Here is a 23,897-nt window from a genome sequence, read left to right as displayed (position 1 = left end):
GAGACGGGGCACTATCGGATGAGTACCGTCTTGATTTCATACGGAGCAAAGTTCAGCTCAATCCTGCCGTCCTGTATGGAGATCGGTTCCTCCGGTTCTTCCAGCGCATTGGAGATATAAGCCTGTTCATAGGGGTGCGGCCATTGCAGTGATATACGCTCACGCTTCCCAGAGGATTCATAAAAGCGGAGGATCGTGCCTTCCCCTTCTTCGGCAGTCTTGACCGTATCGAGGACGACATGCTCACCGTTGAAGGTAAGCCATGAGCCTGTACCTGTAGCTGTACTTGTGCCTATGCTTGCCCTTGCTTCCGCACTCAAGGACCCGATATTTGCAGTACGAACAGGTGCTTTACCTGCATGAACAGATTTCTGCTCCTCCATGGCGAACACGGGAGCTTCATGATTCAACTCCGCAGCCTGGCGTACGGTATGGGCACTGCGCCAATCTCCCTCATGCGGATACAAAGAATAGGTGAAGTCATGCTCGCCCAGGTCTGCCGTTTTGTCCGGCCATTTGGGCGCACGCAGCAGGGATAAGCGAATTGTGCTTCCCTGCACATCGTAGCCGTATTTGCAATCATTCAGCAGACTGACTCCGTAGCCGTATTCGGATACATCCACAAAGCGGTGCCCGCATACTTCAAACTGGGCCTGCTCCCAGCTCGTATTGCGGTGTGTCGGCCGCTCCAGCGTGCCAAAAGGAATTTCATAAGTCGCTTTCTCCGTCCTTACATCGATAGGGAAGCCGACCTTCAGCAGCTTATGATCCTCATCCCAGTTCACATGTGTCTTGAAATCAATACGGCGATTGTGATGATAGAAAATGATGTCCTGTGTAATTTCAGACTGATGCAGCCGCCAGCGGAAGCGCAGCACATCCTTTGTTGTGCCGGAGAGCAGCAGCCGGGATTCCAGCAATTCAGCTTCACCCGCAGCCTGCTCTTCATACCGTGGATCGATGTCCCAGGCATCCCAGAGCGTCGGGCGGTCATGGAAGAAATGAAAACAATTCGCCCGCTCGCCCGGCTTCAGCACCTCACGTTCGGCTGCTTTATCGAACAGGCGAGTTATTTCCCCCTGTTCATTGAAGCTCACATCGTACCAAGCCGTCTCCCAGGAATGGATGATGCTTCGTTTCGGCAGCGGTACGGACACATGCGCATCATGCTCCGAAACCGGAACGCCTGTCACCTTCTGCAGCCAAACTGTCTTATAACCAAACTCGGGAATGTCAGGCACGAGCACAGAGATGCCGCCTTCCTCCACATCCGTTGCCAGGCGGTTGCCTTGACCATCTAACACGATCCACTGCTTTGTCTGCTGCAGCTGTATATCTACAACTCCCGCATCTGCATCTGCAACTTCCGTACCCACAGCCTCCACACCAGCCGTTACGTCAACCGGAATATGAATGACCGTGCTGCGGCTCCAGCCCAGACTGTTGAAGACCACGTATGGCGTTGAATTGACCGGTCCCTCTTCCGGACGAATGGAGTAAGCCAGCGCCTTCAGCCCTTCCTGCAGAGCCTGCTGTCCCAGCTTGAATACCTGCTCATACTCCTTGTCCGAGGTCACGTAGGATTCGGTAATGGCCGAGCCCGGAATAATATCATGAAACTGATTGAGCAAGATCAGCTTCCAGCCCTCATGCAGCATGGAATAGACCTCTCCCCGCTGCTCTTGCTTCATGCCCGGCCAGGCGATGGTATTCCACAGCTCCGCTTCCCGGTACAGCACCTCCGCCTTACGGTTGTTCCGCTTGTTGCGTCCATGTGTCGTATAGGTGCCCCGATGCAGCTCCAGATACAGATCGCCGTGCCATTCAGGAAGGCGTGGCTGCTCCCGCTCTATGCCTGCAAAGAACTCGGCCGCCGTACTATAGCGGCTGGCAGGCTGTCCCACCATCAGCTCGGCGCGGTCGATATATTCAAGCATCTCACGCGTCACGCCACCTCCGCCGTCACCGTTTCCGTAGAGCAGCATTTGCTCGGGATGCACGGCTTTTTCACGATAGGATTGCCAGTGATCATGAATGTCCTTCGGATGCGTATGCTCGTTCACTCCATGATTGAGGTATGACAGCATCGGCGTGCCGTCAATGCCCACCCAATGGAACAGATCATACGGGAACATATTGGTATCATTCCAGCCCAGCTTGGTGGTCATAAAATATTGCACCTTGCCGTGCTTCAGAATCTGCGGCAGCGAAGCGCAATAACCGAACGTATCCGGCAGCCACTCGATGCGGGAGGTCATGCCGAACTCCTCTTGATAGAAGCGCTGGCCGTACAGCATTTGGCGCATTAGGGATTCCCCGCTCGGAATATTCAGATCAGGCTCTACCCACATGCCTCCAACCAGTTCCCACCGTCCTTCTGCAATTCTCCGCTTCACCCGTGAATACAGCTCGGGATCATGCTCCTTGAGAAAGGCGAACAGCAGAGGCTGACTCTGTGCATACTTGTAATCAGGATACTCATTCATTAGAGCGTCCACAGTAGAGAACGTACGGCTCGTCTTGCGCACCGTCTCCCGGACTGGCCACAGCCAGGCAATATCAATATGGGATTGGCCGACCATATGCTCCAGTCCTTCGGCATTGCCTCCGATTGAGCGGACAGCCTGCATGAGCTTCTCTTCAATAAGATGTATGCTTTCTCCTGCACGGACAGCCTGCTCGTCCAGGTTAACGAATGTGTCCATAGCGTTATACAAGGCTTCAAACAGACGCACCCGTCGCAGGTCCGCATCCGGCAGCAGCACAGCAGAATCTCTTATGACCGTCACGGTGTACATCAGGCCCTGTACCGCTGTATTCGGTCTAACCAGGAGACTGCGGATGGAAGTAATGGGTGGCTGAATGACAGCCTGTTGATTCAGGGGATCGACAGGCTCAGGCACCGGATCGAATAATTCAATTTCAAGTTCCGGCGACATCCCCACCTTGGCTGGATCGATCCTCACATATGTATGATTGCGGTCCAGCCCCTGATAAGAGCGCCCGTTCACACGCAGCAGGCCTTCCCCGCCCGACTCAAAGACAAGTCCGAATGGAGAGGCTTGCCATGCGGGAGGAACCTCCAGGCGCATTCTAAAGAAATAAGTCGTGCCCTGCTCGCTCGAATAACGGTCCAGGCTTTGTCCCTGCGGATAAGGCTCTACATCCCTGTAATCGCCCGGCACGTTATAGTAAGCCCGCGTAATGTCCCAGCCGCGCAGCTCTTGCTGCTCCAGCCACTGCCGTTCGGATAGCTCGCGGATGAATCTTTTTATTCGTTCCATAAGTTAAACCTCCCGTACCCGCAAATCGACAGCCTGCGTATCGTTCACATGTCTGCCTATATGCAGCTTGAATTGTCCCGGTTCCACGACAGGTATCAAATCACGCCCGATATATTGCAGCTGCTCAGCGCCCACGCTGAATGCAACCGTACTTGTCTCTCCCGGCTTAAGGGTAATCTTGCGGAAGCCTTTCAGCTCCTTCGCCGGGCGTGTCATAGAGCTGACCACATCGGATACGTAGAACTGCACGACCTCCGCTCCATCAAGTTGTCCCGTATTGGTAACATCAACAGATAACGTGACTGTATCTCCTGCCGTCATGGAAGTCGCACTCAGCTTTGGCTCGCTATAACTGAAGCTGGTGTAGCTGAGACCGTAGCCGAACGGGTACTGTGGTTGCAGATCCTCTTCCAGATATCGCTTCCCGCGCGAGCGCTTGCCATTGTAGTAGACCGGGAGCTGCCCGACATGCTTGGGAATGGAGATGGTCAGTCGCCCGGAGGGGTTCACGTCTCCAAAGAGAATGTCGGCGATGGCGTGTCCGCCTTCCTGACCGGGATACCATGCCTCCAGAATGGCATCCGCATGCTCATCCACCCATGGCTCGGCAATGGGGCGCCCGTTAATATAGACCACAATCAGCTTTTTGCCCAACTTGTGAATCTCCTGGATCAGCTCCAGCTGCACACCGGCAAGCCCCAGTGTCATCCGGTCGATGCCTTCACCGCAATCCATATCATTCCAGGAGTTGTCCGATACATTGGACGCCCCTGTCCGCAAATCGATGGTGCCCTCCCCGAAGTCGCGTGCGCTGGAGCCGCCCATTACCATCACTATGGTATCGGCCTGTGCAGCAACGGCCAAAGCATGCTCGAATCCGGAATGGTCGTCTCCCTTGATCCGGCAGCCCGGGGCATAGAGCACCCTGTCCGGCTCAGCCGTCAGCTTGCGGCGGATTCCGTCCAGCACTGTCGCTACTTTGGAGCGGGGCTGCGGGGATGTATAGTCCCCCAACTGGTTATATGCGTGATCGGCATTGGGCCCGATCACGGCAATCCGTCCGTTGGAGGCGGACAAGGGCAGTGTGCCTGCCTCGTTCTTCAGCAGCACCGTGCCTTCCGCCGCCAGCTGACGTGTCAGGCGAATATGCTCCTCCGCCCCGATGACCTTCTCCGCCCGGTCAGGGTCGACATATGGATGGTCGAACAGACCGAGCGCGAATTTCAGGCTCAGCACGCGGCGCACAGCCTTGTCCAGCACGGCGGGTGCAAGCTTGCCATCGGCAAAAGCCTGCAGCAGGTACCGGCCGAACATTTCGCCCGACATCTCCATATCAATACCGGCCATAATTGCCTGCGCGGAAGCGTCCAGCCCGTCCTTCGCCACATCATGTCCGCTGGCAAGCATATCAATGGCTCCACAGTCGGTAATGACCAACCCGTCAAAGCCCCATTCCCCGCGCAGCACACCCTCCAGCAGCTCTGTATTCACTGTGCATGGGATACCGTCAATCTCGTTATAGGCAGGCATGATCGAACGGGCACCTGCCTCGACTCCCTTCCTGAACGGATAGAGATCGACCTCCCGCAGCTCCCGCCAGCCCATATGCACTGGACCGGCATTGCGTCCGCCTTCGGAGCTGCCGTAGCCTACAAAATGCTTCAGCGTAGCCGCTACGCTGTCTTCCTGATCCAGCCGCTCACCCTGAAGGCCCTGTACGGAAGCCACCGCAAATTCCCCGATCAGATAAGGGTCCTCGCCAAAGCACTCCTCCGTCCGTCCCCACCGGGGGTCCCGCACCACATCAAGCACAGGCGAATAGGTTACTGCTCCGCCCTGGGCACGCGTCTCGCGTGCCACCGCCCGGCACATCTCATAATACAGTTCCACGTTCCATGTGTTTCCCAGTGAGAGCGGGACCGGAAATACAGTTCCGTCAATCGCCATATGCCCATGCGAGCATTCCTCGCCAATCAGGATGGGAATCCCAAGCCGCGAATGCTCGATCGCGTAATGCTGAATTTCGTTGACCGCCTCGGCCCCTTCCCTCGCGGACAGGCCGTTATCCAGCGTAACCCCTGTCCAGGGATCGGCGCGCAGCACACCATAGAGCGAACCGATGCCTCCCTGCCTGACCTTTTCTTTGAAATCTTCCGTTAGAATAATACGTCCCTCATGGTGCTCATATACCTGCCAGCCGAAGGGCTGAACCAGTTGGCCGACCTTCTCTTCCGGCGTCATCAGGCTTAACAGATGCTCTGTCCGCTCGACAATGGATTTCGTCTTGTCCTTGTAAGTCATCGTTCGATCTCTCCAATCCCGCTTCATGATCTCCCTATTCCTTGACAGCTCCGACGGTAAGTCCCTGCACAAAATAACGCTGGAAGAACGGATACGCAAAAATAATCGGCAGCGTTGCCAGCACAACCATGGCCATGCGTGAGGTATCCTGCGGAATGGACTGCAGGGCCTGCATACTCATGGCGCTGCTCGCTGAATTCTGCCGCAGGAACTGAATACTGGACTCAATTCGCATTAGCATGGATTGCAGCGGCACCAGCTTTGGATTTTCAATATACAGCAGTGCATTGAACCAATCGTTCCAGTAGCCCAGTGTGCTGAACAAGCCAATGGTAGCCAGACCCGGCAGCGACAGCGGAACTACAATTTTCAGAAAAATATAAAACTCCCCGGCCCCGTCAATTTTCCCGGACTCGATAAGGGCATCCGGCACGCTCGTCGAATAAAAGGTCCGCAGAATCATGATGTAAAAAGCATTCATGGCCAGCGGAAGAATCAGCGCCCACAGCGTATCCTTCAATCCGAGCAGCTGCGACACGACCATATACGTAGGAATCATCCCGCCATTAAACAACATCGTTAAAATAGCAAAGACGGAGAAAAATCTTCTGTAACGGAAGCTCTTGCGTGAAATCGCATAGGCGTAAAGCGACATCAGAATCAGGCTGATGATCGTTCCCAGTACGGTGACCAATATGGTTACCCCGTAGGCGCGCAGCAGTGTATCTCCGCTCTGCCATACAAATTGATAAGCAGCGAAGCTCCATTCAGCCGGAATCAGCCGATAGCCGTCCCGCGCCAATACCTTCTCATCCGTTAAGGAAATAATGACCACGAACAAAAAAGGAAACACGCATATAAAGGCAAACAAACCTGCAATGATATTCAGGATGATGTTCCATCCGCGGGAAATGTTATGAAAGTCTCTTTTTTTAGCTGCAGCCTGTGCCATCCAGATCACTCCCCCTCATTTTGTTTTTTTAGAACAGACTGCTGTCTTTATCAACTCTGCGGACGACATAGTTGGAAATGATGACAAGCACAAAGCCGACCACGGACTGATACAGCCCCGCTGCGGTACTCATCCCGATCTCGCCTGTCGTCTTCAAGCCGCGGTAGACATAAGTGTCAATCACGTTGGTGACCGCATACAGCGTGCCTGAATCGCGCGGAACCTGATAAAAGAGGCCAAAATCGGCATAGAAAATCCGGCCCACGGCCAGCAGGGTCATAATGATAATGATGGGCGAGAGCATAGGAATCGTAATATTGCGGATCTGTTGCCACTTACTGGCCCCGTCGATCATGGCCGCTTCATACAAGGATTTGTCGATGCCAAGAATGGAGGCCAGATAGACAATGCTGTTGTACCCGATGGTCTTCCAGAGTGCTACGAACACGAGGATATACGGCCAATATTCCGGCTCCGAGTACCATTGGATGGGCTGCAGGCCGAACCACCCAATGATCTGATTCAGCATTCCCCGGTCGAAGCTCAGGAAGCTGAATACGAAATAACCGACAATGACCCAGGATAGAAAGTAAGGAAGGAACATGCCCGTCTGATAGATTTTGGCCAGCCGTTTGTTGATCAGCTCGGAGAGCAGGATGGCCAGACCCACGGCAAATATGAGGCCCAGAAAAATAATCGCCAGATTGTACAGCAGTGTGTTACGCGTAATCTGCAATGCGTCATTGTTACTGAAAATGAATTTGAAGTTGTCCCAGCCCACCCATTCACTCTTGGCCAGGCTTGCCCAGAAACCCTCACGGCTGAACCGGTACTCTTTGAAGGCAGCGACAGTTCCCACAAGGGGCAGATATGAAAAAAAGAAAAACCAGACGGCGCCGGGCAGCACCATGAGCAGCATGATTTTATTTTTGAGTATGTTTTTGAAAAATGCGGCCATTCCCTATCCCTCCTGTAATGGCGTTGATAATCTAAAATAAAGGACCGGGCGCACATGCGACCGCCCGATCCTTGAATACGACCTTACTTATTTTCCGCTCTCCAGGCATCAAGCTGGGTTTGGGCTTCGGCCATCACTTTTTCTAGACCCGCCTCGTTAAACTTTGCAATCACCTGATCCATATTCTGCTCAGGATCCAATGTGCCGGTCATCAGGGCAGCCCAGAACTGTTCCTTCACATTTTGCACGGCTGCGAGCTCTGTAGACACCTTGCTGGCATCAAAGTTGAAGCCCAGGATCGGGGAGTTGACGCCTTCTGCATTGAACTTCTTGAATTCATCCCATTTGTTGTCCGGGTCATTGGGATTCAGGTACAGCAGCATATTGTTGCCGAGTGAATACGAAGGCATATCGTAGCTCTTGGACTCCGCCAGATTCTCCATATGCTTGTCATCAATCTTCTTATAATGGACACCTTCAATGCCGGAATCCACCATATTGCGCAATACAGGATCGGTGTTCAGCAGATTCAGGAACTCCATCGCTTTCTCCGGATATTCCGAATTAGCCGAGATGGCCATAATGGAGCCTTGAACGGACATATTGGTGATGATCGCATCGCTCGCCGGTGTAGTTATGACAGGATAGCCATAGCTTGCAGACCACAGATTTTCCGCCATGGGCTGTGTCTGCGCACGGTCCAGGAACCAGTTGCCCGAGGTGGTCAGATCATTGGTCGACCCCGTCGTGGCCGCTTCCGGCGATACATAACCCGCTTTGTAGTACTTGTGCATTGTCTTGAGCGCTGCCTTCATTTCGTCCGTTTCGAAAATGTTGACGATCTTGTAATCCTTGGTGTCCAGCTTCACGGCCAACGGAAGATTCTGGATAATGTAGTCGTAAGGTACATAAGGGACATACTGCTTATCCATGGCAAACGCCGTGACGGTAGGCTCCTTCTCCTTGATCGTCTTCAAGAGCGGTTCCAGGCTGTCCAGTGAGCGGACATTCGAGATATCCAGATTGTACTTGTCCAGCAGCGTCTTGTTGAAGCGCCATACCTCCTGCTGCGGCAGTTCCTTGTTGGCTGGGATGCCATAATTATGTCCGTCAACCTTGGAACCGCTGAGGAACGCCGGATTAATGGCCTGTGTCAGCTCCTTGCCGTGCTGCTCGAGCAGCTCATCCAGCTCCAGAAAAGCCCCCTTGCGGGCATTCTGTACATAATCAAATCCGCCGGAAGAAGTAAAGAGAATATCCATCGGCTCGCCGGAGGCTACATTGACCTGCATCTTTTGCGAGTAGTCGCCCCAATCCACCATTTTCATGGTGACGGTAGCATTGATTTTCTCCTGCGTATATTTGCTTACTTCCTCCATAACTTTGTCTACGTCTTTTTGCGGAGTACCGATGGTGTACCAGATCAGCTCTACAGGTTTTCCATCACCGGAGCCATCCGCGCCGCTGCCTCCTCCGCCGCCGCAGGCACTCAGGACAAGCACGAGCGACATCAGTGACGCCATAAAGGTCAATCGTCTTTTTTTCTTATTCATTGAACTGTGATCCTCCCTTTTGCAAAATGCCTTAACTCCAACGTTTGCTCCTTTAACTCTAACGAATGAAAGCCGTTTCATAAAGAATACAAACTTAATAAATCCGGGTACAAATTAAAGAGAACACCCGGATTTCTGACACAGAGTTAACCCAGCATTTTGTAATCAGTAGGCGATATACCCACATACTTGCGGAATTGCTTGTAAAAATACCCCGTTTCCCAATAGCCCACATTACGTGCGATCTCATGAACCTTGAGACTGGTATTCTTCAGTTGCTCCTTGGCCCGTTCAATACGATATTTATTGATATATTCCGCGAAGGTCTCTCCCGTTTCCTTTTGGAATAATTGCCCCAGATACACCGGATGCAGATGATACTGCGCGCCCAGCAGCTTGAGGGACAGCTCGTCCGCGTAGTGGGTATGAATATGGTTCAGCACCTGACTGACCGTCGGGTTCTTCATATCCTGCAGGAGGGACTGCACGGTCGCCACGCCCACTTCCTGCAAAGCCAGCACCAGTTCCTCCAACGTCGTACTGGACAGTACCCGCTGAAGCCCCGTCCGGAAGATGGCCGATTCATCCGTATGCTTGATCCGCTCCAGCTCCATTTTGAAGCGGATGACCAGTTCCAGCGCGGCATGCTGAAGCTCGGCGGGGGTAGTTCCGTCACTGTGTTCTTCAAAATCCGTCCGAATCCGGTCAGCGATCCCATCCTGATTCCTGGCCATCATCAGCTTTGCGAAATCGCTCCATGACACCGTGAAAGCCGCAGCCGAACTGCGGCCAGCTCCAAGCTGTTCGTAATCAATGATCTTCAGCTCGGGATAGACCATGACATACTCCATGGCCTTCTTCGCTTCGCGGTAGCTTGCTGGAGCATCTTCCAGTCCGCGGGCAATTCCGCCAATGCCGATCAGCAGCGACGGATACTCCTCCGCAAGCTCTGTGGCCAGGACTGCAAGCCAGTCTTTGAAGGCCTGGGTGCTCTCGTCTCTATTCGGCAGATTGGCAATCAGCACGGTGTCCCCGTCCACATCGTGGAAAAGAACCGGATATTCCGCCTCCCGGGCTCGCTGCTCCACCGCTGCGAACAATGACGCATGGTCTGAATCCGCACGTATCGAGACGACTCCGATATAATCGCCATCCAGGGTGATGCCCATAAACTCGGCACGCTCCTCGAACTCTCTGCATGCAATCTGCCCCGTTAAAAGCCGATGCAGCGTATTATCCTTCAAAATCTGAATGCCGTACGCATCATTCGGCCTCGTCTTGTCCAGATTGGTGACGATATTGCGCAACGTGGCCTCCAGTTCCTCAATATTAATCGGCTTCAGCAAATAATTGTCGATCCCCAGCTGCATGCCTTCTTTCAGATAATCAAAATCATTGAAACCACTAAGAATGATGACCTTCAAGTCTTGCTGTCTCCGTCTCATCTCACGTATTAATTGCAGGCCGTTCAGCACTGGCATGGAGATGTCGGTAATCAGGATATCCACAGGCTGAGACGACAGACGCTCCAACGCAAGCTGCCCGTTGCCCGCGTGACCCACGATTTCCAGCCCGAAGGCGGCCCAGTCCACGATATCATACAGTCCTTCAATGATGAATGGCTCGTCATCTACAATGAATACTTTATACATGCTAAGCATCTGTCCTTTCTGCAACAGGATAACGCACCTGAATGGTTGTTCCTTCATTCGGCTCGCTCTCTATGGTGATGCCATAGTCCGGCCCATACAGGTACCGCAGCCGGCTGTGCACGCTGCGTAATCCGAACATGCACCCCGATTCTTCATGGCGCTCCAGCTCCTGACGGATTTCAGCCAGACGGTCGGGCGCAATTCCCCTGCCGTTATCACGCACTTCGATCATCAGCGTGCCGTCCTCTTCCTTTACCTCAATGTCCAGCCTGTTGTCCGCACGCTCGGTGCGGATACCGTGGATGACATAATTTTCAACAATCGGCTGCAGCGACAGCTTGACGGCCGGGTGGTCATAGAACGCGGAATCCACCCTGATCTTATAGATAAAAATATCTTTATAACGAATGCGGAACAGCTCCAAATAGAGACGGCAGGCCTCCAGCTCATCTTTCAAGGTATGGTTTCTCTTCTGCTGTACCTGACTCTTGAACAGAACGGACAGACTATAGATCATATCCCCGACGTCCCTGGCTCCCTGCGACACGGCCCTCATGCGGATCACCTCCAGCGTATTGTACAGAAAATGCGGATTGATCCTCGCCTGCAGTGCAACCAACTCCGTCTCCTTCTGCCGAATCTCTGCTTTGTACACGCGGTCAATATATTGATTCATCTCCATGAGCATATCGTTGAAGCTGCTTGCAATCTGCCCAAGCTCGTCCTCACGCGAATCATGGATACGGGCTGTCAGGTCGCCTTCCTTCACTTTATGCATAAACTGGATGATCCTGCGTGTTCGTTTGGCAAAATTCATAATATAGAATGCCGGCACCAGAACAGCAAATAAAAGGCACAGAAGACTGAGCAGCAGAATTGTATTGCGGATACCCGCATAAGCCTCAGCGATATCGCTTTTCGGGACAGACCCAATCACAACATAACCCCCATCAGCAGAGATTAGCTGATTCACATACCGGTCTTGTACCTTGTTCTCGGCGCCTGGCCCTGTGCTGTCAAACAAAGCCTTCTCTACATTCACATAAGGGTAGCTGCGCCCGTAGTACTGCCCGCTGGAGTCGAAGAGAACCGTGCCTTCCGCAGATACCACGACAATATCTCCCTTAAGGCTGTTATTGTAGTTCGCAAGCGCCTGTTCAATTGACTCCGAATGGAAGAGCACCAGAAGCTGCCCCATATTCTTGAGCGTCTGCTTATTGTTGATCGGCACACGAATCGCATAGAGCGCAGGATCCCGCTCTTCAATGGTTTTACGGACCCAATTGTTTGGCGCGCTGATATTTGGTGTCTCCATCGCCATCACATCAGGCACAAAAGAATGGGCAGCGTTCACGTCCCGCTGCTTGAACTCCATATTCCGGCTGAAGTTCGACAGATACTGCTGCTCCGTGCTGTACAGCAGCACATGACGAATGTTAGCATTTTCATCCACCAGATTCTGAAAATGAGTCAGTGCATCCGTGGAATAATCATCCCTGTTCGTGTAGAAGCCTTCCGTCAGATGCTGTACATAATCGGCATAAGGATGCTCCATGAAATAGGAGGTATTCGCCGACAGCGCCTCATTCCGGTGCAGGTCCCTCACCATATCCTGCACCGTCTCATACTGCTGGCGGATATAGCGGTCCACACTCTCCATGGCTGCTTTCTGCACTTCCAGCTCCCGGCGAATCGTTGCATCGGCAATGGATCTGAATACGATGTAGGACAGCGTAATAATCGTGATGATGGAGATCAAGGAAAAAATGAACAGCATCCTCATGAACATATTGTTTTTAATATAATCGCTGCAAGCGCTAACAATTTTAAAAATACAGCTCTACCTCCCGGTCTCACGAGCTCTCTGAGTGCCTTCCTCTTAAAGTCTTCCTCTTGAGAGTCTTCTTCTTGAACAACTACATAAGCTCATGTGACTTTGTTCTGCCTCGTTCTTGTGTCACTCAAAAGTATAGCATCCTGCCACTCACATGAACCTTCCACTTTCATATTTTCTTTAGTTTGCACCTGAAATCTTTAATTTGGCCCTATTTGAAATAGCTTTCTTCCATTAAGGTTATCCATAAGCTTTTGTAAATTGAAAGCGAATACATAAACAACCATTCCATTATGAAGGAGGAACCACATGACACGCAAAGGGTTATCCAACAAGCGTTTGCCCAAGATGACTGCGCTGGCACTGTCGGCTGCGCTATTGAGCCAGCTCTCTGCCACACCGGCTCTTGCCGGAGATACGCTGCCCTATGAGGGCATCAGCGCCAAGGGCGAGAACCAGCCCTATCAGCATGGTTATACCAGTGCCCAGATCATGGACTGGACCCCGGAAAGTGATATCTACGGCGATTTGCTGCGGGCACGTGTGCCGCTGCAGCCGCGCAATGCCGCTTTTGCCCCTACCCAGGCCAACCCCGAGCTGAGCCCGGATACACAGATGTTCACCATGAGCGGGGATTATGGCAACGCATTCTTCGACAGTACGCCGTACACCAATAAATTCGGCCAGTACCTGTATAATTATTGGCAGTATACCGACTATTACGGCTATTGGCACGGAATGGCCTCCGCAGGTGTGCCTGAGGAGCTGTATGATCCGAAAAAGGATTGGACCGAGCGCTACTTCGAATTCGGTATCCTGAACATTCCCAATCCGGCTTATACAAACGCCGCTCACAAAAACGGCGTGCTCTCTATCGCCAACATCTTTTTCTCGGATAATGACCGCGGACCGCAGACATACAAGCAGATGCTCGTACAGGATGAGAACGGAGAGTTCCCTGTTGCCAGAAAGCTGGTGGAAATGGCCGAGTATTACGGCTATGACGGATACTTTTTCAATCAGGAAGAGGTCGCCAAAGGCGTAACACCAGAGGATATTCCCGCCTACAAGAAGTTCATGAAATACCTGAGGGATCAGGGAATGTACGTGCAATGGTATGATTCCACGGTTGACGGGAGCGGAAAGATTGATTATCAAAATGAGTTTAACTCCGCTAACAGCCCTTTTGTGAAGGATGCACAGCTGGGTCGTGTATCGGATTCTATCTTCCTGAACTACTGGTGGAACCATGAGATGCTGGCCAAATCCCGGTCTCATGCCGAAAGTCTGGGACTTGATCCGCTGGAGAGCGTCTTCGCAGGCGTGGAAGGCGGAAATGACAGCTTCGGTCGCTGGAAGCAGAAATACGATCTGCGCTGGAACCTGGATGAGAACGGCCAGCCCATGAACAGCATCGCTACGCTTGGCGCAGACTTCACCCACAACGGGCTGGATGAAGACATGGGCAATCCGAGTACAAATCACCGTGCAGACAGCGAGTACCAGTGGATGACCTTCGTTCGTGACCGGGCATGGTGGTCTGGACCGAACCAGGACCCGACGGATGCACACCGGAACACAAATGCCAGCCTGTCCGATGTATACGCATCCGGCGCGAATTGGGACGGGATTGCAGCTTACATTGCCGAGCGCTCCGTCATTCGGGGCGGCAGCTTCTTCACAAGCTTTAACACCGGGCACGGACTGGATTATGTGAAGAACGGCGTCGTGTCCAGTGATCAGGAATGGTCCAATATCAACATTCAGGACATCCCGGTAACCTGGCAGTGGTGGATCGATACCACGGGGGAGCGGCTTAACGTGGATTTCGACTACGGTCCGCAGTACGAGAAAGGCCCGCGTTATGATTACAAGTCCATCGGTGCATATAACGGCGGCAGCTCCCTTGTAGTGAACGGAAAGCTGGATGCCGAGAACCTCCTCCGCCTGTTCAAGACGGATTTAACGATCAATGAGCACTCCAAAGCAACTCTGACTTACAATAAGCCTGCACCTTCGGACTCATCTTCTCTGAGCCTGGGGCTGATCTTCGCGGATGCGCCGAATAAAGTCGTCAAGGTGGAGGTACCGGATTCCGGTCAACGGACTGACGGCTGGAAGACCGTGTCACTGGATCTCAGCCCTTATGCAGGCAAAAACATCGCTGCACTCGGTCTGTCCTTTGATAACAACAATAGCACCATCAATGCGTATCAAATGAATATCGGCGAGCTGCGCATCACGGACGGCTCCGCAGCCAAACCGGAAGCTCCTTCTGGCTTCCGAATCGATAAGGCCCTAACCAACACTGGTGAAATGGTGGTTGCTTGGGATATCGAGGATTATGACAAAGTGAAGCAATATAATCTGTATGAAAACGGCTCCTACGTTGGTGGGATCTACGATTCCACGTATTACATCAAATCCCTGAAGCACAAGCGCGGGGAACTGAGCATTACGGCCGTGGGGGCAGACGGCACCGAAAGCGAGCCTGCCACCCTGTCTTACGATCTGACGGCCGGGGTACGGGACGTGAAGGTCACATTTGATGACCACGGAGATGCGTCCGTTGCCTGGAAGAATGCGCCTGGGGCTGCCGGACCGGTCGAGTTGACGCTGGAGACCGAATATACGAACGAGCCGTTCAGCACAAGTTTGCAAGCGGATGCTGGCGAGCAGCAGGCCGTGATCACCGGCCTCCCGAAGAACGGCGAGCATTACGTTCTGAATCTCTCCATTGATGGACAGGCCCCAGTCACCGTTACGGGACAGCTCGCAGACCTGGAGATCACGCCTTATGCCAAGGAACTGGTCACCGTCACGGGCGGCACCTATACGTTGGCCCTGCCTACATTGGCAGATTGGCATCGTCTCTACGTGTATGAGAATGACGTACCGAGGGAATTCGGAGTCACCTATACCAGCAAGAAGTTTCCGTATATTGTACGGGGCAGAACAAAGCTCAGCGAGCTAACCTTCAAGCCTGCGTCCACGACCAGCTCCCTGAAGCTTGTCATCGAGGACTATGCCGGGAACCGGGCGACTACGATTTTGAGATAGCATATTTCTGTAAATGAACCGCTCCAGTCAGGAAGATGTTAATATGATGCGGCCTCGGTCCAAAGTTCACCTGGACTGAGGCCGTTTAACTTCCGAAAAAAACTGTGATTTTTCGGCAATAGAAGGCTTTTTCTGCTTCCTGTACGAGCTGCTGCTTCTTCAACTCTTCCGCCACTACCTGTTCACGTTTTGCCATTCGTTTCATCCTCCTTTGATTTTGGGCACGCAAAAAAAGCTCATTCCTACTCATAAAACAAGTTGGAAAGAGCTTTGAAAGTTTATCAAGTGGGTTTGATGTATTACATAAGTTATATGTGTCCGTTAATATTCAACTACTCATCCATCTCCCAACGAAAGTACTTGGAGAGATTATTGTACGCTTTATTAATATCATCATCCGTGCATTTATTAATAATACGATTCAGAGTGGCTTCAAGTATCATTTCATTAAAGTCACTTGTAATAAAATGACCATGTCCGATAATGATATCACCTAGACCTACCATCCGTTCTATCCTTTTAGGACTAATTAATTCGAACGAAAACAAGTCCGATGCTCCATTTATGTCCTTAGGACCGATATCTATATGATAAGTAATATAAAAATCGTCTATTTCATCACCCCAGTCCTCATGTACTTTTGTCAGAGCCTTTATTATAAGCATTTAATCCACTCTCCTAATCCAATATATCGATATGGACATTTCTTATTTGCTTAGGTGCCCATGTCTTATTATAATCGTTATAATTACGTTCTGTCCTAATCATGATATTTTCTTGGAAATTTGCTCTTACCATATTTTCTCCTGGCTTAAATTGAATTCTAAAAGCCCTCATTCCATCTGCACTTGAAAAACCTATAATTTCACCTGTCGTTTTATCAATAATTTCCTTAGCACCCTCACCTACCCATCCTTTACCAGCATTCATTGCCTCTTTACGAGTAGAACTGCCAAGAGTTGATAGTCCTTTTGGTGACTGTTTAACTCCAAGAATAATTTGAGAGTCAGTCAAATTATCTACATATCCAGGATGCCACCATTTGGGTTTACCAGCCCCCTCAGATGGTAATGGGTTCACTGGTTCAGGATTAGTTCCTCCCGACCCATTATTTGAAGAATAGCGATTTGAAAATCCACTGCTCATTCCTCTTGAACCCGAGATGTCTGTTGCAAGGGATACTAATGAACTAGCTTTATGCAGTTTACTAGCAGCTTCTAAACTCAGACGGTCCATTTCTGCCACCGTTAATTTCGATAAGTCCTGACCTTGCTCGTACAGTTCCTCTAGTTTCTTAATGAGAAAATAGTTACCATCTAAATATGCCTCGGGTCTTTCAAACGCCCGAGTGCCGCGTTCCCATACAAGATAATAATTCTGGATGATATAAAAACCTTCTGCATTTCTATCTATGTGCTTCAATCTTTCCGGGTTCACTTTGAGCACTTCTGCCAAGGTAAGATCAGCCAGGTCCTTAGCTCGAAGTCTCGCAAGCTCCTGTTCCTCGGCTTGTCGAATCCACCGGTTACGCACGCTTTGAGGAACCTGCTGATACGCGTGAGTTATGGCTGTTGACTCTGTCAGCAGGTTCTGAACCAGCTCCAGTGGGCCACCAGACTGAGCTATATGACGCGCGCTCGTATACACTTTCCCCAAAATCCACTTGTTATAGTACGCTTGCTTGGCCTGCTCGTGCTCGTACTGGCTGATCAGCCCCTGCAGCGCCAAGTCTGCCAGGTGCTTTAATGGATGAATACCTGTCCCTTTGCTACCGACGCCACCGCTGGCGGTTCCCGTACTGCGAACAGGAATAGCTGCCGTTGCCATCAGAACCGCACCTACTGCCACCCCTCTGGGTCCTGCTGTCATCGCAGCCCCCGCCACTGCTCCCATCGCTGGAATCGACCCGAGCAGCTTGGACACCGTGCCCAGCAAGGAGTTAGCTTGCTGCAGCTCGGCGGGTGTCGTCACTTTGGCGGTGACGGACGGGCGGGCCGCAGCGGAAGCGGCGCTTTCCGCTTTCGCAGCTTGTGCTGCTTCATACGCTTTGATGCTCATGAGCGGCGGCTCTGGTACAGGCGGAAGGTCCGCCACATAGACGGGGGCTTTTACCGTGCCTTCCTGATAAATCACCGGCGCGTTCGTATCCGTCTCGCCGTCGAGCACCATGCTGCTTGCCCCGCCTCTTAAATACAGCCCCGTCCCGGCCTGGAGCGATAAGTTCTGGCCTGCATCCAATTTGACGTTGCCGCCTTTTACCTCAATATCACCCGGACTGCTTATGGTAATACCGCTGCTTTCGTTCAGCAGAATGGACATTTCACCAGGAGTGGATAGCGTCAGGCTATCTGCCGCCATCTCCACGCCGCTGCCTCCCATATGCCGCCATGCCTTAACCCCCGGCTCTCCTTGCGTATACCGCTGCTGCCGCAGCGAATCAGTCACATAAGCCTCTGCTTCACGGGCCGTCGGCAGATACAGCTGCACCTGATCCCCGATTTCCGGCATATCGTACCAGCCGCTGTGCCCCTCCGCGACATAGCGGGTCGCCACCGGAAACCAGCAGGCGATAGCCGGGTCCTGCTCAGGATCAATATCCAGCTTCACCTGCACACCATCCTGCTGCACCTGAAGCACCTTGCCCATCAAGGCAATACCGGCAGCCTGCTCATTCTCATAACGGGCGTACCGGATATCCTGCTCCACCTGAAGATCATATACGGTGTGTAGCAGGCCATCCAGCAGCCTGGTCATCGCCCGGATGACAACAAGCTCTTTGCCATCCCCAAGCGGTAAAGTAACGAAGTCTCCCAACGCAAAGTACTGCAAGCTTTCAAAGGAATAAATTATGTACGAGCCGGCCTGTTTTCCCTGTGATCCTGTGTCTGGTTCATAAAAGGTTTTACGCAGCCGATAAGAGACCTCTCGCTCCACCTTATACGTCTTCCCTTCCGGCATCCCGAAAAAGATCTTTGGCGAAGCGGCCGTCACCTCGGGCACCAGCACAGACCCGAAGCGGGAGGCAAGGCGCTTCAGGAACGCCCAATCCGTCTCCTGATATTGTAAAACAAAAGCTCCTAACTTGGCATGGTCCGTGACGGTATCGATCAAATCACCGTACCTGTACTTCCGGACCAGCGAAGTGACCAAGTCGTCATAGGTGCGGTGAATATCCTGAAAAGAACCCTTTTTCAGCAAAATATCCATCTGATACGAATGCGAAGCGGCCTCCAGCTCGAAGGTATACACCCCACGTATACACTGTACCGACATACGTGTGACAAGGCCATGAAACAGCCTTCTTACCGATTGACCCTGCTCATCCAGCTGGCGCAGAACAATGGGCTCCTCCTCCATGCTCTGACCGATACAGGCGGCTCCCTGCTCCTCGGGCAGCACCCCGCTGATATGTAAATAAGCATGCTCGTTGATCGCTCTCGTAATCTTCAACTTTTCGATATGCTGAGGCTGAAAGGGACCATAGAGACGCAGACTTTCGTACCCGATCCCGTTGTCGTTGTGCGATACATTCAAATGAACTCCTGACTCCTTTCCTCATTTGTGCCTTGTCTTTGATGTACACCCCTTGTTTGCTGAACTTACTGTGGGAACTGTTTCTCAGAGCACGCCTTAATGCACTACCCGCACCATCATCCTCTTCCCGGATGTCCGAAAAATAGAGTGAGACACAGGATCGCCGATTTCCGGCATGACGTACCAGCCCATAACCACCTCGACGATATTTTCGCTAAAATATCTTTAAAAGGATATATTTAACACAAGCTCTTTTAAAAGTAATTATCGGGCATACCATACTTTTTGTCTATGTTTCTCATTGTTAATAGTTCCCTTTTCCTATGAATTTACAGAAAAGCGAACCTCTTTAACCGCTGTTTTTTCACTTAAATCTCCGACTCCCTCAGCTTTTATGGCATTATAAACAACCCAATGCATTCAACTCTTCAACGTCGTTCTATCAAGAATATATCCAACGCTGTTACCCCCATGCTCGACCTGCTTTTAAGTTAGTTTTCATTCTGATAAATTGTTCTCCGAAGTGTTTCTGTATTGCAGATAATCTATAAATCGCTTGACCGCGAGTGATGCAGACTCCTTATCTTTCATTGCAAGGCCGATCTTGCGGTAGGCCGGTATTTCGAGCTCTTTTACCACAATTCGGTAGGGAATACGCTGCAAAATAAGCTCCGGTAAAATGCTGATACCCAAACCACTCTCCACCATCGACATGATGGCATAATCATCCCAAGTCGTAAATTGTACCTTTGGTGCAATACTACAGCGCTCAAATATTTCTGATATTTCAGCTTTTGCGCCTTTTTCCAATAGCATAAATGGGTCTTCGCCTAATGCTTTGACAGGAAAACGATCACAATCAGTCAGCGAGTGGTTTTCCGGCAGGATCACAAGCAGCTTGTCTTGCTCCAAAAAGATCGTTTCCAGTTTGGGATGTGTGGGGAGCCTGAGAAAACCGCAATCCACGCGCCCTTCCAATATCCAGCTTTCGATTTCCGTATAGTCGCCAAGCAAAAGCTCATAATCAACGTTCGGATATTTTTTTTGAAACGCTTTAATTATATTCGGAAGCCAATGGGTAGCTACACTTGAAAATGTTCCAATCCGAATTAGCCCTGATTGGAGCCCGTGTAATTCGTCAATTTGTGTCTGCAATTTCTGATATTCATTACATACGCTTTTTGCGTATGGAAGCAGTTTAAGACCTTCGGAACTCAGACGCACGCCGGAGCGTCCACGTTCGAGGAGAGAAATCTTCCATTCTGTTTCTAAATCGTTAATCATACGGCTGATACCCGACTGAGAATAGTTCAATGCTTCGGCCGCTTTTGTAAAGCTCCCGTATTCTACTGTTTTGACTAATGCTAAATATTTCTGAATATTCATGTCCATGCCAATGTTCAGCTCCAATCATCTGGTTTTGTCATCATTTCAATGAGAAACATTCACTTTTGTAATGATAAATAGAATGGTACTCTATAACGCAATGGAACTCAAATGAAAGCATAGATGGATAAAGACCAAGTGGAAAGTGGGATTAACAAGTGAAGGAAAAAATTTATTTCATCTTGTCGATGATCATCTTCGGAGGCGTTGGCGTGTTTGCCAAATATATCAACTTGTCTTCCAGAGAAATTGCGTTGCTCTTGAGCTTGATCGGTGGCCTGTGTCTGCTTGTCGTCTTCGTGTGGAGGAAGCAGAAGGTGTCGTGGCGGAAGGTGAAGAAGAATGCCGCTGCTCTGTTCATTGCGAGCGTGGCGTTGAGTGGCAACTGGATCTTTCTGTTTCAGGCGTACAAGGAAACAACGATTGCAAATGCAGCGTTGAGTTATTATTTTGCGCCTGTTTTGGTTATTATACTCTCACCCTTCGTTTTGAAAGAAAAGTTGTCGCCCAAAAAAGCGGTATGTGTCGGCATTGCTTTACTCGGTCTGTTCTTCGTTTTGCAAAATGGCGAGCTGGAAACAACCGGGCATCATCTGCCGGGTATCGGCTACGGACTCGTCGCAGCGGCTTTCTATGCCGTTTTGACGCTGGTCAACAAGTTTATTCGGGACCTGGACGGGCTGGAAAATACTCTTCTGCAGCTTGGCTTATCGGTGACAATGTTGCTCCCATTTGTGCTGTTCACGAGTGGCTTCAATATCTTTTCTATCACCGGTGAGACGGTTGCATTGATGCTCCTGCTGGGTATCCTTCATGGCGGGATTGGATTTTATCTATTCTTTGCCGGAATGAAAGGGCTACAAGGGCAAAGCGTCGCCGTATTGAGCTATATCGATCCCCTAACTTCATTATTGATATCAGCTCTCGTCGTAGGAGAGAGAATGACTTTGCAGCAACTGATCGGTGCTGCCTTGCTATTGGGCTCCACTTGGATAGGTGAAGTTGGCGGAGACGGGCAACACGCATTCTTCCACCGACGTCAACGATTTCCGAAAGCCGTCCCGCACCAATTGCGAAAATGCATGCTCTGTCTTCGCAAAATCGGGAAATTTATATTTTGTTCTGGACTTATCGGTTCGGAATGGGGTATACTACGTTCGGGAGGTGGTATACGAATGGTCCGCCCACGTAACTTCGATGAAGCCAATGTATTAAGGGAAGCGATGACACTCTTTCGGGCCAAAGGCTATGAAGCTACGTCCCTGAGTGATTTGCTGCATGCAACAGGACTTAGCAAAAGCAGTCTTTATGAGACATTTGGCAGCAAGCACGATCTCTTTATTCGAGCATTTGCATTGTACCGGACTAAACGCATGGCTGGTTTAATTGATTGCTTGAACGACGAAAATGTGTACCGGGGGATTGAAGCCTCCTTTTATGGGCTCCTTGACGGTGAGAGCAGCCAATTAGGCTGCATGACTTCCAATGAAGCGATTGAATTGGCCCCTCATGACGAGCAGTTTCGCATGATGGTCGAAAGCGATTTTGACGATGTCGAGCAGGCTTATCTGAATGCCATTGAAAGAGGGAAAAGCAATGGCTCTCTCTCTACTGACATCGAATCGTTAAAACTTGCCCGTTTCCTCACCGTGTCTTTGCAAGGAATTAACGTCATGGTGCGAGCACAATCCAAGCGGGAAAGAATCGAGGATTCGATTTCGGTGATTTTGGAAAAGTTGAACTAACCGAAGTGAACTTCTCGCTTTCTTTTTTCACCGTTACGGACCGATTGGTTCACAACATGTGCAACACCCTATTTTTTCATCTGTTATGGACCGATAGGTCCTTAATAAGAAATATATACAGAAATGAGGAATGAACATGAATCAAAAGTATGAACCCATTTTCCAATCGTTTAGTCTGCCTTCAGGTGTGCAATTGAAAAACCGGGTGCTTATGGCACCCATGAGCATGACGGCATCCGGCGCAAATGGAGAATTGACGGATGTAGAGTTGGCTTTTTATAAAGCACGCGCTCAGGGAGTTGGGGCTGTAGTGACCGGCGCACTGGTGTCGCCAAACGGAAAACTGATTGAAAACGGTATTGATATCGATAACGATACGCTGCTGCCTGGGTTGCAAAAGCTGACGGCTGCTATACAGAAAAATGGGGCCAAAGCGATTGTTCAGCTTTATCACGGCGGACGCTTGAGCAACCCGGCTCTGGTCCCCGGCGGTCATGTGCTGAGCGCAAGTCCTGTCGCGGTAGAACGTGAAGGTGCAGCCGTTCCAAAAGCAATGACCGACGCGGAAATTGAAACCGTAATCGAAGAGTACGCTCAGGCGACACGCAGGGCGATTGAGGCCGGTTTTGACGGCGTTGAAATTCATGGTGCCAATGGATTCCTGATGCAGCAATTCTTCTCCCCCCACTCCAACCGAAGAGAGGACAAATGGGGCGGAACGTTGGAAAAACGCATGACCTTGCCTCTGGAAGTCATAAGACGTGTAAAAGAAACGGTTGCAGCATATGCCACGTCGCCATTTGCCGTCGGATACCGAATCTCTCCCGAGGAAAACGAGACTCCTGGAATCACTATGACGGATACACTTCATTTCGTAGATGTGCTGGCTGAACAAAACCTGGACTACATTCATATTTCCGTGGATCGTTTCTGGGCTGGCCCGAGAAAGGACGACAGTATTAAAAAATCAAGAATCGTCATGATACAGGAACGAGTGGGCGACCGCGTCCCGGTGATCGGCGTCGGCGGATTGTTGACTCCGGATGATGTCGTTCAAGCCCTGGAAACCGGCGTTCCTTTAATCTCGCTTGGCCATGCCATGGTTATGAATCCGGAATGGGTTGCCTTGGTGCAAAGCGGCCGTGAACAGGAAATTAAAACGACGCTTTCCCGTTCCGCGCAAAAAGAGCTGATGATTCCGGATGTTTTTTGGGGAATGATCACCAATACACCGGGCTGGTTTCAAGTCGTGGATTAAGCGAAAAAAATTATAATGGGCGGGGCTGAACAGGGTTAAACGTTCGGCCCCTGCAACCGGGAAGGCGGATGAAAGAAGAATGAACACGCGAAACAAATGGTGAATTCAACCGGCAGCGGGCCGTTCAGAAATTAAGCATACCCTGCTTGTCTTGAACGGATCTCCTGTTGATTACGGTCAGACCCCCTAATTTTGGAGAGATGCCGAAATAAAGATGCTCAGCCGTAGAATAGCTCGACTTTGCTCGTTCACACGGCACATTCGTATTTTTTTAATTCAGCCGGTACTTCCCTGGCCCACTCCATAAACGAAGCGGGAGATCGTTTACCGAGACTTCGGTGCATCCTCCGGTTGTTGTAAAAATCCATGTATTCCTTCAC

At 50.9% G+C, this 23,897-nt stretch carries 13 protein-coding genes; 3 read left to right on the top strand and 10 right to left on the bottom strand.

Features of this window, described 5'->3' with window-relative positions:
* Nucleotides 1–11 precede the first annotated feature (11 nt).
* The 7 genes from ACI1P2_RS25960 to ACI1P2_RS25930 all read right to left on the bottom strand — a co-directional run bounded on the left by ACI1P2_RS25960 (nt 12) and on the right by ACI1P2_RS25930 (nt 12,489).
* Nucleotides 12–3,284 (bottom strand): alpha-mannosidase, encoded by a 3,273-nt coding sequence (locus ACI1P2_RS25960; protein WP_355324971.1) that lies wholly within the window; start codon nt 3,282–3,284, stop codon nt 12–14.
* A 3-nt stretch (nt 3,285–3,287) separates the two neighbouring features.
* Nucleotides 3,288–5,585, bottom strand: a complete 2,298-nt coding sequence (locus tag ACI1P2_RS25955) for a glycoside hydrolase family 3 N-terminal domain-containing protein (RefSeq protein WP_355325084.1) — start codon at nt 5,583–5,585, stop codon at nt 3,288–3,290.
* A gap of 34 nt (nt 5,586–5,619) precedes the next feature.
* Nucleotides 5,620–6,537, bottom strand: a complete 918-nt coding sequence (locus ACI1P2_RS25950) for a carbohydrate ABC transporter permease (protein WP_355324968.1) — start codon at nt 6,535–6,537, stop codon at nt 5,620–5,622.
* A 28-nt stretch (nt 6,538–6,565) separates the two neighbouring features.
* Nucleotides 6,566–7,495 (bottom strand): ABC transporter permease, encoded by a 930-nt coding sequence (locus ACI1P2_RS25945; protein WP_355324966.1) that lies wholly within the window; start codon nt 7,493–7,495, stop codon nt 6,566–6,568.
* A gap of 83 nt (nt 7,496–7,578) precedes the next feature.
* A complete protein-coding gene (locus tag ACI1P2_RS25940; RefSeq protein ID WP_355324963.1) occupies nt 7,579–9,048 on the bottom strand; it encodes an ABC transporter substrate-binding protein in 1,470 nt (489 codons plus the stop codon).
* 146 nt (nt 9,049–9,194) lie between these two features.
* Nucleotides 9,195–10,700 carry a response regulator transcription factor gene (locus tag ACI1P2_RS25935; protein ID WP_355324960.1) on the bottom strand — a complete coding sequence of 502 codons (1,506 nt, stop codon included), beginning with the start codon at nt 10,698–10,700 and terminating at the stop codon, nt 9,195–9,197.
* A 1-nt stretch (nt 10,701) separates the two neighbouring features.
* Nucleotides 10,702–12,489 carry a sensor histidine kinase gene (locus tag ACI1P2_RS25930; protein ID WP_408976353.1) on the bottom strand — a complete coding sequence of 596 codons (1,788 nt, stop codon included), beginning with the start codon at nt 12,487–12,489 and terminating at the stop codon, nt 10,702–10,704.
* A 354-nt stretch (nt 12,490–12,843) separates the two neighbouring features.
* Here ACI1P2_RS25930 and ACI1P2_RS25925 point away from each other — a divergent pair, with 354 nt between their 5' ends.
* Nucleotides 12,844–15,594: an endo-beta-N-acetylglucosaminidase gene (locus tag ACI1P2_RS25925; RefSeq protein WP_355324954.1), complete on the top strand. Its 2,751-nt coding sequence runs from the start codon at nt 12,844–12,846 to the stop codon at nt 15,592–15,594.
* Between the two features lie 332 nt (nt 15,595–15,926).
* Here the strand turns inward: ACI1P2_RS25925 and ACI1P2_RS25920 are convergent, their stop codons facing one another.
* The 3 genes from ACI1P2_RS25920 to ACI1P2_RS25910 all read right to left on the bottom strand — a co-directional run bounded on the left by ACI1P2_RS25920 (nt 15,927) and on the right by ACI1P2_RS25910 (nt 20,514).
* Nucleotides 15,927–16,259 (bottom strand): Imm8 family immunity protein, encoded by a 333-nt coding sequence (locus ACI1P2_RS25920; protein WP_355324951.1) that lies wholly within the window; start codon nt 16,257–16,259, stop codon nt 15,927–15,929.
* Between the two features lie 13 nt (nt 16,260–16,272).
* Nucleotides 16,273–19,128, bottom strand: a complete 2,856-nt coding sequence (locus tag ACI1P2_RS25915) for a contractile injection system protein, VgrG/Pvc8 family (RefSeq protein ID WP_355324948.1) — start codon at nt 19,126–19,128, stop codon at nt 16,273–16,275.
* A 498-nt stretch (nt 19,129–19,626) separates the two neighbouring features.
* Complete coding sequence (locus tag ACI1P2_RS25910) at nt 19,627–20,514, bottom strand: LysR family transcriptional regulator (RefSeq protein WP_355324945.1); 888 nt, start codon at nt 20,512–20,514, stop codon at nt 19,627–19,629.
* A 158-nt stretch (nt 20,515–20,672) separates the two neighbouring features.
* On the opposite strand from ACI1P2_RS25910, the gene ACI1P2_RS25905 reads away from it, so the two are divergent.
* Together ACI1P2_RS25905 and ACI1P2_RS25900 are read left to right on the top strand one after the other, a co-directional pair.
* Nucleotides 20,673–22,259, top strand: a complete 1,587-nt coding sequence (locus tag ACI1P2_RS25905) for an EamA family transporter (RefSeq protein ID WP_355324942.1) — start codon at nt 20,673–20,675, stop codon at nt 22,257–22,259.
* A gap of 136 nt (nt 22,260–22,395) precedes the next feature.
* The gene (locus tag ACI1P2_RS25900; RefSeq protein ID WP_355324939.1) at nt 22,396–23,517 is read left to right on the top strand and encodes an NADH-dependent flavin oxidoreductase; all 1,122 of its coding nucleotides are present in this window, start codon (nt 22,396–22,398) and stop codon (nt 23,515–23,517) included.
* Nucleotides 23,518–23,897: the final 380 nt, after the last annotated feature.

The organism is Paenibacillus jiangxiensis (assembly GCF_046098255.1).
Lineage (GTDB): Bacteria > Bacillota > Bacilli > Paenibacillales > Paenibacillaceae > Paenibacillus > Paenibacillus jiagnxiensis.
Note: the sequence above shows the minus strand (reverse complement) of the source record. Positions and strands in the feature narration are given on the sequence as shown.

Excerpts from the sequence above, each read along its gene's own strand:
- ACI1P2_RS25960 (WP_355324971.1), bottom strand. The coding sequence starts at position 3,284 with ATGGAACGAATAAAAAGATTCATCCGCGAGCTATCCGAACGGCAGTGG.
- ACI1P2_RS25955 (WP_355325084.1), bottom strand. The coding sequence starts at position 5,585 with ATGACTTACAAGGACAAGACGAAATCCATTGTCGAGCGGACAGAGCAT.
- ACI1P2_RS25950 (WP_355324968.1), bottom strand. The coding sequence starts at position 6,537 with ATGGCACAGGCTGCAGCTAAAAAAAGAGACTTTCATAACATTTCCCGC.
- ACI1P2_RS25945 (WP_355324966.1), bottom strand. The coding sequence starts at position 7,495 with ATGGCCGCATTTTTCAAAAACATACTCAAAAATAAAATCATGCTGCTC.
- ACI1P2_RS25940 (WP_355324963.1), bottom strand. The coding sequence starts at position 9,048 with ATGAATAAGAAAAAAAGACGATTGACCTTTATGGCGTCACTGATGTCG.
- ACI1P2_RS25935 (WP_355324960.1), bottom strand. The coding sequence starts at position 10,700 with ATGTATAAAGTATTCATTGTAGATGACGAGCCATTCATCATTGAAGGA.
- ACI1P2_RS25930 (WP_408976353.1), bottom strand. The coding sequence starts at position 12,489 with ATGTTCATGAGGATGCTGTTCATTTTTTCCTTGATCTCCATCATCACG.
- ACI1P2_RS25925 (WP_355324954.1), top strand. The coding sequence starts at position 12,844 with ATGACACGCAAAGGGTTATCCAACAAGCGTTTGCCCAAGATGACTGCG.
- ACI1P2_RS25920 (WP_355324951.1), bottom strand. The coding sequence starts at position 16,259 with ATGCTTATAATAAAGGCTCTGACAAAAGTACATGAGGACTGGGGTGAT.
- ACI1P2_RS25910 (WP_355324945.1), bottom strand. The coding sequence starts at position 20,514 with ATGAATATTCAGAAATATTTAGCATTAGTCAAAACAGTAGAATACGGG.
- ACI1P2_RS25900 (WP_355324939.1), top strand. The coding sequence starts at position 22,396 with ATGAATCAAAAGTATGAACCCATTTTCCAATCGTTTAGTCTGCCTTCA.